Consider the following 7,850-nt stretch of genomic DNA (forward strand, 5'->3'; position numbering starts at 1 on the left):
GATGTTTGACTTGCATTATAGGCTTTATTCTTGGTTTGTTTCTGGGGTTTGTTTTTGTGGGCGCGAAGCATCTTGGGTTTGAGTACGCTTTGGTTCTCAAAGGGTTGGGTGTTTTTCGTCATTTGTGGATTTACCTTTCTTTTTGCTTCATATGGGAGCAAAGTCTGTTTGTGTTCTTAAGGGCGGTGTTTTTTGGTTGTTCCTTATGAAGGAGGGGAGCGTATGGTGGTTGTGCGGAGCGTGATTTTGAAGGCGGGGGCATTTTGCGGCATTATTGCTGTTTCCCTTGGTTTTGCTTATAGAGGGGGCGGGAAGGATGGGATGTTGTTCTGAATGGTGAGGAGGGGGATTATTCAAAATGTTTATGGTTTGCATATCCCCAATGAAATGCGAGCAAGTCTAAACAATCTCGTAAATGATCGGCAAGAGAGTTTTGTTTGCGTTTTGAAGAACTTAATTCTTTGATCACTTGTCCATAGCCTATAACCCGCTCAAGAAGAGAATAGCCAAGAATACCAAGTTGAACTTTAATGGTTTTTAATTGATTGGAGGCTGCTATTTGACGTTCAATGGGGTGTGTGTACCCTTGGCTACAGGAAACCTTTTCACGGGTGTAGTCAAGGCTCATGTGGAGATCGGCTTGGCTTTGACGCCAGTAAAAATAAAAACGTTCTGCCGCTTTATATTGGGCTTTGCTGAGATGTCCTTTGGCATATAAAAGGGCAATGGGATGGCTTTGTGCATTGGCAATGGCATTGATGGTGCGCGGGTTACTGGAACTTTCTGGATGATTGGGTTTAAAATAAGGATTACTCGTTTCTACAGGGATTTCTTGCGCCTTTAAATGACCAATGTGCTTTCCTTGATTTTGATGATCAAGCGGGCAGGTTTGCGTATTTTTTTTCTGTTGATAGCTCATAGCATCTCCTTAAAAATTTTAATTTTGATTCTCGTTTTTAAAAAATGTTGCTTGCTCTCGGCAAAAGAGGGGGATGAGAGGAAGACATGTGTTGGAGTGTGCGTGTGGGTATGCGCTCTTGGGGGTGACTTGGATTGTTGCGCTTGTGTATGGGAGCCCCATGGATTTGGCTCTTAAAAAGAGGGGTGTTTTGTCGCATGGTGGATTTTCCTTGAGTGACTTGATGAGGGAGTGGCATGATGTTGCGCGGTATTTTGTCTTTTGAAGAGACTGGTATTTTTCTGCATTGTGGTTGTTCTCTTTGTGGTTCTGCTTCTTTAAAGGATGGGCGTTTTGTTGCATGATGGGCATTCTTTCTGATTTTATTGCTGTGGGGGGAATTGATGTCGCAGGGTTTGTTTTTTTGCCATGGTTGATGTTTTTCTGCCTCTTGGGGGCTTTATTTCTATTTATGTGGGATAAGAGGTATTTGAGGAATCATGAAAGGCAGAAATTTTTTTAAGAGGATGGTGTTTGGGGACTTTATTGGCGGGGATCTCATGTTGTTTATACGGTTGCTGAACGCATGGGGTGGCGCTGGCTTTGGTTCTCAATCCCGTGGAGTTTTGATGTCCTTTTGGGTCTTGTCATTGGGCTGGTTTATAGAGGTGTAAAGCATCTTGTTATGACTTGGCTTTAGAGCCTTGAAAAGAGAGGTGTTTTGTCGCATGGTGGATTTTCCTTGAATGACTTGATGAGGGAGGTGAGTGATGGCGCGCGGGCTTTTGTCTCTGAAGGGATTGGTGTTTAGCTGTATTGTAGCTTATGTCTCTGTGGCTGTTTATGTGGAAATGAAGGCGTTGGGGATGACGTGGGGCGTATTTTTACGAGCTGTGGCGTTTTATGGCATTCCCGGTATTTTCCTTATGTTGGGTTATGAAGTAATGCAGCGGCGTGGTGTAACGAAGGGTTTGTTCCTCAAGATGGTATTGTTGAGCTTCATTTTGGCTGCTGTCTCTGATTTTGTTTATGTGCAAGCCGAGCATTTTGGTTTGGCTCAGGTGTGGTTCTCAAACAAGTGGGTGTTTTATGTCCTTTTGGGCTTTGTCCTTGCTCTTATTTATAGAGGGGTAAGGCGTCTTGGGTTTAGGATTTCATTCTTTGAAAAGGATTGATCTTTTGCTGCATTTTTGGCATGGTCCTTGGCTTTGCTTATGAAGATGCGGGGCGACCGGCTATTCCGTGGGAGGTGTTTTGGCAGGGGGTGGTGATTTCTTGCATTGCTGGAGCGACCTTTTGTTTTATTGTTGTGGGAGCAAACAGTAGAACTGTATCGTGGGGCGTGTTTTTCAAGGCTGTGGTGTTTTGCACCATTGCTGTAGTGGTTCTTGGCTTTGCTTATAAGGGAGCGAAGCATTTTGATATATCGTGGGAATTTTTAGTGATAGGAGTGGTGTTTGTTGCATTGCTGGCGCTGTCCTTGGTTTTGCTTATGAGGGTGCGGGGTAAATGGATATCGCGTGGGGTATTTTTATTGAAGTTTCTGGTGTTGGGTGGCGTTGTTGGAGCTGTTGTTGGGTTGGCGCATGTGGGAGTAAAGCATATGGGGGGGCGCTGGTTTGTGATCTCGAACAATGAGGTGTTTCTGGGCACTATTGGATTCGTTCCTTTGTTTGCTTATGAAGGTATAAGGTGTGTGCGTGTACTGTTGGGGGGGCTTAAAAAGGATGAGCATTTTTCTTTCCCATGGGCGTGGTCTTTGATGTTCTTTCTGTGAGGGGTATTTGATGTCGAACGATGTGATGTTTTGGCAGTGGTTGGGGTTTTTCTGCCCTTTGGCTCTCGCCTTTGTTTCTATTTATGTGGGAATAAGGTTTTTCGGGTTTACAAGGAAGGACTTTTTTAAGGGTGGGGTGCTTGCATTCTTTGTTGGCGTGACCTCTAAGTTTGTTTATGCGAAAGCTGAGCATTTTGGTTTGGCTCAGGTGTGGTTTTCAAACAAGTGGGTTTTTTACATTCTTTTTGGCGTTGTCTTTGGTCTTATCCTTGGGCTTATTTGTCTAGGGGCAAAGCGTCTTGGGTTTAGGCTTTCATTCTTTGTAAAGGATTGATTTTTTGCTGCATTTTTGGTTGTTCCTTGGTTTTGCTTATGAGGGTGCGGGGTGTATGGTGGTTGCATGGGACATGTTTTTGAAGGGGCTGGCGTTTAGTGGCGTTGTTGGAGCTGTTGTTGGATTGGCGCATGTGGGCGCCAAGCATATGGGCTGGAGCACGCATTGGTTCTTGAACGATGGGGGGCTGGGCACTATTGGACTTGTTCCTTTTTTTGTTTTGGAGGGGGTACGGTGTGTGCGTGTACTGTTGGGGGGCTTAAAAAGAATGAGCATTTTTCTTTTCCACGGGCGTGATCTTTGATGTTCTTTCTGTGAGGGGTATTTGATGTCGAACGATGTGATGTTTTGGCTGTTGTCTTGGTTTTTCTGCTTTTTTGCTCTGGCCTTGGTTTTTATTTATAAGGGAGCAAAGCGTCGCTCTGTTACAGGGTGGATGTTTTGGAGATGGGTGGTGCTTTATGGCGCCCTTGCCACCTACCTTGGTTTTATTTATGTGGGCGTGGGCAGGCGCACTGTTGACGGGGAGCTGCTCTTGAAGGGGGTGGTGTTTTCTTGCATTTTTGCAACTGTTCTTGGTTTGGTGCATTTGGGCGTCAAGAGTATGCCTGTCGCTTGGCAAGTTTTCTTGAAGGCGGTTATGTTTTGTTGCATGATGGGCTTTATCCTGTGGTTTGCTGCTGTGGGCGTCAGGGATATGGATAGCATAAGGGCGGTATTCTTAAAGGGATTGCTCTTGTCTGTATTGTTGAAAGTGCTCTTGGGGTTCTTTATACGCGAGCAAAGTGATACTGTGTTACAGAGGTTGTTGCGTGCTTTGAATTTTGTGCTGTTTTTCTGCATTTTGGCACCAATCCTTTGTTTTACCCGTCTGGGAGCAGAGAATCTAGGGTTGAGCTGGCTTTGGTTCTCGGATGAGAGGGTGTTGCCCTTTATTGTTGGATTTTTTTCTCCTTTGATTTATCAGGGTGTAAGGCGTGCGCGTGTTCTATGGGCTTGGTTCTTAAAGTAGGGGGTGTTTTTTTGTCTCATGGGTGTGATCTTTAATGGGCTTTCTGTGAGGGGTATTTGATGTCGAACGATGTGATGTTTTGGCTGTTGTTGGTGTTTTCCTACCTTTTTATTATTGTCGTTATTGGTACTTATAAAGTTTCCAAGCGCTTCGATATTCCGTGGTGGCGGGCGGCGTTTTATTGTATTTTTGGTGTTTCCCTCTTTTGAAGGAAGTGCTGTTTTACGGCGTTTTAGGAGTCGTCCTTTTTTTAGCTCTTTGGGGGATGGAGAATATGGACATACCATGGGGACTATTGTCCTTGATGGGGCTGGTGTTTGCTGCACTGTTGGAGTGGTTCTTGATTTTGCATATGAGGGGGTGGCGAGATGGGGTGGTGACGCGTTGTTTGTGGTTATTGAAGGGGGTGGTGTTTTGCGCTGTTGTTGGAGCGATCTTTTTTTGTTTGCCTTTGGGAGCAGAGAAACTAGGGTTGAGCGGGCTTTGGTTCGCGAATGAGAGGGTGTTTTTCGTCATTTGTGGATTGATCCTTCCTGTTGTTTCTATGGGAGCAAGACGTGCGCGTGTGAAAGCGGAGGCGTTTTATTGTATTTTTGGTCTTTCCCTCCTTTTGAAGGAAGTGCTGTTTTACGGCGTTTTAGGAGTCGTCCTTTTTTTAGCTCTTTGGGGGATGGAGAATATGGACATACCATGGGGACTATTGTCCTTGATGGGGCTGGTGTTTGCTGCACTGTTGGAGTGGTTTTTGATTTTGCATATGAGGGGGTGGCGAGATGGGGTGGTGACGCGTTGTTTGTGGTTATTGAAGGGGGGGCGCCGTTGTTGGAGCGAGCTTTTTTTGTTTGCCTTTGGGAGCAGAGAAACTAGGGTTGAGCGGGCTTTGGTTCGCGAAGGATTGGGTGTTTTTCGTCATTTGTGGATTGATCCTTCCTGTTGTTTCTATGGGAGCAGGGCGTGTGCGTGTGAAAGCGGAGGCGTTTTTAAAGAGAGTGGGGTTTGTGGGGTATTACAGATAACGTCGAGGGAATGATTGTTCAAAAGAACAGCGATAGCGGTAGGTTTGGGGATCAAACCAAAGCCCTATTTTGCCTTCAAAATCACCAGAACGTTGTTTGGCAATATTCATAATAACGCCGGGGCGTTTGGCTAAATCTGCTTTTTCTTGTGCGAGAGAGGCGGCAAAGATTTTGTCTTCTAACGGTCGATTGCGCCAAATGGTGATGATGTTAAAGGCATTGGCGCCAATCTCTGAGGCGCCTTTAATGTCTTCTGTGCTGGGGATATCTTTATCCAGACCGCTTTTGCGGGCATGGGCGACAAGGTGAATGTGCACACTGTTTAAAACAGCCCAATCAACCATTTTATAAACGGCTTGTTCTTGTCTTGCATAATCATCAGAGGCAATGCCAAGCCGCATCAAACTGTCGATGATAAATTGATCACAGCCATAGCGTGCACGGCAATAGTCAAAGACATCAAGCAAGGTGTCAACGCTTGATTTGCCAACATGCTCATAAAGAATAAGCCCTTCATCTAAAAAATGAAGAATCCGTTCAATTGTCTCTTTTGTAGGCTGTTCTAAGCCGCCCGTTTGTTTGGTTAAACGGCGGAGCGATTGTTCTCCTTTCATCTCCAGAGACGCTAAGCAAAGCCGACTGTTTTGCGCAATCCAATGGGGAATACAGTCTGATAACAATTGGCTTTTACCTGCTCCACTGGCACCGCTCCATAGCGTTAATTCTGCTGGGCGGAAATGCACTTTGTCCTTCAGTTTAGGATAGGGAACCGTATAACCAAGATGTTTTTCAGGCTCTGGCCAAAACAGTCCGATGACTTTGTCTTTATAGTCTGAGGCGCGCCGTAAACCTTCTGGTGCAAAGCTTTTTGCTGAGGAAAAGGCTGCTTTTATGGTGGCTCTATCAATCCCTGCGGTTAAACAGTCATTGGCATCTTTGAGGGGTAAACGGACACGGTAGCAACGGTGGCGTCCAAGCCTGTTGGCAATCTCACGGGCTGCTTCTTCACCAGGCTTATCCATATCGGTGGCTAAAAAAATTGTTTCAAAAGCTTCTAAATGATCAAATTCATTTTCAATCCAATTGTGCTTTCCTCCACTGCCTCCTCCAAAGGGGACAGAGACCGCCGGATATCCATAGGCGGCTAAGGAAAGTGCATCAATTTCTCCTTCAGTGATAACAATGGTACGGTTTGTTGAAGAAAGAAGGGGAAACGGCGCGCGTTCCATTAAGGGAGCCTGCTGAAGCGCGTTTGTGGCGGCTGGGGTTGATGAGGGAGCGTGCTGAGGCGCATGTGGGGCGGTTGGGGTTGATGAGGGAGCGTGCTGAGACGCGTTTGTGGTGGTGGGGTTTGATGAGGGTGCGTGTTGAGGCGCGTTTGTGGCGGTTGGGGTTGATGAGGGGGCGTGCTGAGACGCGTGTGGAGCGGCTGGGTTTGATGAGGGTGCCTGTTGAGGTGCGTTTGTGGCGGCTGGGGTTGATGAGGGAGCGTGCTGAGACGCGTTTGTGGCGGCTGGGTTTGATGAGGGTGCGTGTTGAGGCGCCTGCGTGGCGGCGGGGGGTGATGAGGGTGCCTGTTGAGGTGCGTTTGTGGCGGCTGGGGTTGATGAGGGTGCGTGTTGAGGCGCCTGCGTGGCGGCTGGGGTTGATGAGGGTGCCTGTTGAGGTGCGTTTGTGGCGGCTGGGGTTGATGAGGGTGCCTGTTGAGGCGCATGTGGGGCGGTTGGGGTTGATGAGGGTGCGTGCTGAGGCGCATGTGGGGCGGTTGGGGTTGATGAGGGGGCGTGCTGAGGCGCATGTGGGGCGGTTGGGGTTGATGAGGGGGCGTGCTGAGACGCGTGTGGAGCGGCTGGGATTGATGAGGGTGCGTGCTGAGACGCGTGTGGAGCGGCTGGGTTTGATGAGGGTGCCTGTTGAGGTGCGTTTGTGGCGGCGGGGTTGGTTGAGGGTGCGTGCTGAGGCGCGTGTGGAGCGGCTGGGTTTGAGGGGCAAAGGGCTTGCCAGCCAAACAAAATCGGTTCACAGTGTGCTGCTGTAGGTTTTGTTTTTGCTCCCACTTGCGCAAGCCGTTCTTTAACTAAAGCAAGGGAGCCATCGGGTTTATAAAAGGGAAAAATGATTTTTTCGCCATCTTCTCCTATGCGGTAACGCTTTATAATTTCTAAAGGAATGTGGCGTTCTTTGTGGAGATAGGTTTTTACGAGATTCTGCGGGGGGCGCCCTGTAGGGACCGGTGGACGGTGATAGGAACGATGGGGCGCCATAAAGGGTTTGGGGCGTGTCAGATTGAGAGTCGCGCGTGCTTCTTCTAAGGCTTGAGAGAGACTAATGCCTTTGACTTCACACCAAAGGTCTAAAAGATCTCCTCCAGTGCCTTCTGCAAAATCATACCAAAGTCCTGCTTTACTACCACTCAAGCAAATCGATAAACTTTGACCAGCTTCACCACGTGTGTTGCCTACAATCCAATTGTTGCCTCGTTTGTGCCCTTGGGGAAGAAGCATTTCTGCTATTCTATCTGCTTGTGAGATAAGTTTTTGTTTGATTTCAAAAATTGTGCTCATGGTCATTCGTGATATTATTGTCGTTTTTCTCAAGATGTGAGAAGTGAGGACTCTGTTTTTGCTGTTCTCACCGTTTGATCTGATCGTAAAGTCCTGTGGTGCTATGGGGCTTGCTAGTCTACTTTGAGAGCTTCTTTGCCGCTCTTTTCTTGCTAATAGTCGCGAAACTTCTTGGCTTGCCAATGGGCTTGGCTCTCACTCAAACCTTCTGAAATGGCTCTGCTGATGGTTGTTTGCCAAGAGCATGGG

11 protein-coding genes are annotated in these 7,850 nt (G+C 47.4%); 9 read left to right on the forward strand and 2 right to left on the reverse strand.

Translation table 11 applies throughout. The features are described from left to right. The first annotated feature begins 192 nt into the window (after nt 1-192). A complete protein-coding gene (locus ACFIMQ_RS05435) occupies nt 193-333 on the forward strand; it encodes a hypothetical protein (RefSeq protein WP_375615900.1) in 141 nt (46 codons plus the stop codon). Nucleotides 334-349: 16 nt separating this feature from the next. Here ACFIMQ_RS05435 and ACFIMQ_RS05440 read toward each other — a convergent pair whose 3' ends face one another. Next, nucleotides 350-919 (reverse strand): hypothetical protein, encoded by a 570-nt coding sequence (locus ACFIMQ_RS05440; RefSeq protein WP_375615901.1) that lies wholly within the window; start codon nt 917-919, stop codon nt 350-352. A gap of 749 nt (nt 920-1,668) precedes the next feature. Here ACFIMQ_RS05440 and ACFIMQ_RS05445 point away from each other — a divergent pair. The 8 genes from ACFIMQ_RS05445 to ACFIMQ_RS05480 are packed head-to-tail and all read left to right on the forward strand — an operon-like array spanning nt 1,669 to nt 5,051. After that, nucleotides 1,669-2,073 (forward strand): hypothetical protein, encoded by a 405-nt coding sequence (locus ACFIMQ_RS05445; RefSeq protein ID WP_375615903.1) that lies wholly within the window; start codon nt 1,669-1,671, stop codon nt 2,071-2,073. A gap of 20 nt (nt 2,074-2,093) precedes the next feature. Next, on the forward strand, nt 2,094-2,675 hold the full coding sequence (locus tag ACFIMQ_RS05450) for a hypothetical protein (protein ID WP_375703552.1): 582 nt from the start codon (nt 2,094-2,096) through the stop codon (nt 2,673-2,675). Between the two features lie 10 nt (nt 2,676-2,685). Continuing rightward, nucleotides 2,686-3,009 (forward strand): hypothetical protein, encoded by a 324-nt coding sequence (locus ACFIMQ_RS05455; RefSeq protein ID WP_375627726.1) that lies wholly within the window; start codon nt 2,686-2,688, stop codon nt 3,007-3,009. Between the two features lie 4 nt (nt 3,010-3,013). Then, a complete protein-coding gene (locus tag ACFIMQ_RS05460) occupies nt 3,014-3,313 on the forward strand; it encodes a hypothetical protein (protein WP_375703553.1) in 300 nt (99 codons plus the stop codon). A gap of 24 nt (nt 3,314-3,337) precedes the next feature. Next, complete coding sequence (locus ACFIMQ_RS05465; RefSeq protein ID WP_375703554.1) at nt 3,338-4,021, forward strand: hypothetical protein; 684 nt, start codon at nt 3,338-3,340, stop codon at nt 4,019-4,021. A 59-nt stretch (nt 4,022-4,080) separates the two neighbouring features. Next, the gene (locus tag ACFIMQ_RS05470; RefSeq protein ID WP_375654123.1) at nt 4,081-4,230 is read left to right on the forward strand and encodes a hypothetical protein; all 150 of its coding nucleotides are present in this window, start codon (nt 4,081-4,083) and stop codon (nt 4,228-4,230) included. Next, nucleotides 4,214-4,519, forward strand: a complete 306-nt coding sequence (locus ACFIMQ_RS05475; protein ID WP_375703555.1) for a hypothetical protein — start codon at nt 4,214-4,216, stop codon at nt 4,517-4,519. The genes ACFIMQ_RS05470 and ACFIMQ_RS05475 overlap by 17 nt, the downstream gene beginning before the upstream one ends. 4 nt (nt 4,520-4,523) lie before the next feature. Beyond that, entirely contained in the window at nt 4,524-5,051 is a 528-nt protein-coding gene (locus ACFIMQ_RS05480) for a hypothetical protein (protein ID WP_375703556.1), read from the forward strand. On the opposite strand, the gene ACFIMQ_RS05485 is transcribed toward ACFIMQ_RS05480, so the two are convergent. Beyond that, complete coding sequence (locus ACFIMQ_RS05485) at nt 5,028-7,601, reverse strand: toprim domain-containing protein (RefSeq protein WP_375703557.1); 2,574 nt, start codon at nt 7,599-7,601, stop codon at nt 5,028-5,030. The two genes, ACFIMQ_RS05480 and ACFIMQ_RS05485, sit on opposite strands and share 24 nt — an antisense overlap. Between the last annotated feature and the right edge of the window lie 249 nt (nt 7,602-7,850).

Source organism: Bartonella sp. AD13SXNS (assembly GCF_042196465.1).
Lineage (GTDB): Bacteria > Pseudomonadota > Alphaproteobacteria > Rhizobiales > Rhizobiaceae > Bartonella.

Bases quoted from the DNA above. Each gene is read 5' to 3' on its own strand.
- ACFIMQ_RS05440 (WP_375615901.1), bottom strand. From the start codon at position 919: ATGAGCTATCAACAGAAAAAAAATACGCAAACCTGCCCGCTTGATCAT.
- ACFIMQ_RS05445 (WP_375615903.1), top strand. From the start codon at position 1,669: ATGGCGCGCGGGCTTTTGTCTCTGAAGGGATTGGTGTTTAGCTGTATT.
- ACFIMQ_RS05450 (WP_375703552.1), top strand. From the start codon at position 2,094: ATGGTCCTTGGCTTTGCTTATGAAGATGCGGGGCGACCGGCTATTCCG.
- ACFIMQ_RS05455 (WP_375627726.1), top strand. From the start codon at position 2,686: ATGTCGAACGATGTGATGTTTTGGCAGTGGTTGGGGTTTTTCTGCCCT.
- ACFIMQ_RS05465 (WP_375703554.1), top strand. From the start codon at position 3,338: ATGTCGAACGATGTGATGTTTTGGCTGTTGTCTTGGTTTTTCTGCTTT.
- ACFIMQ_RS05470 (WP_375654123.1), top strand. From the start codon at position 4,081: ATGTCGAACGATGTGATGTTTTGGCTGTTGTTGGTGTTTTCCTACCTT.
- ACFIMQ_RS05485 (WP_375703557.1), bottom strand. From the start codon at position 7,601: ATGAGCACAATTTTTGAAATCAAACAAAAACTTATCTCACAAGCAGAT.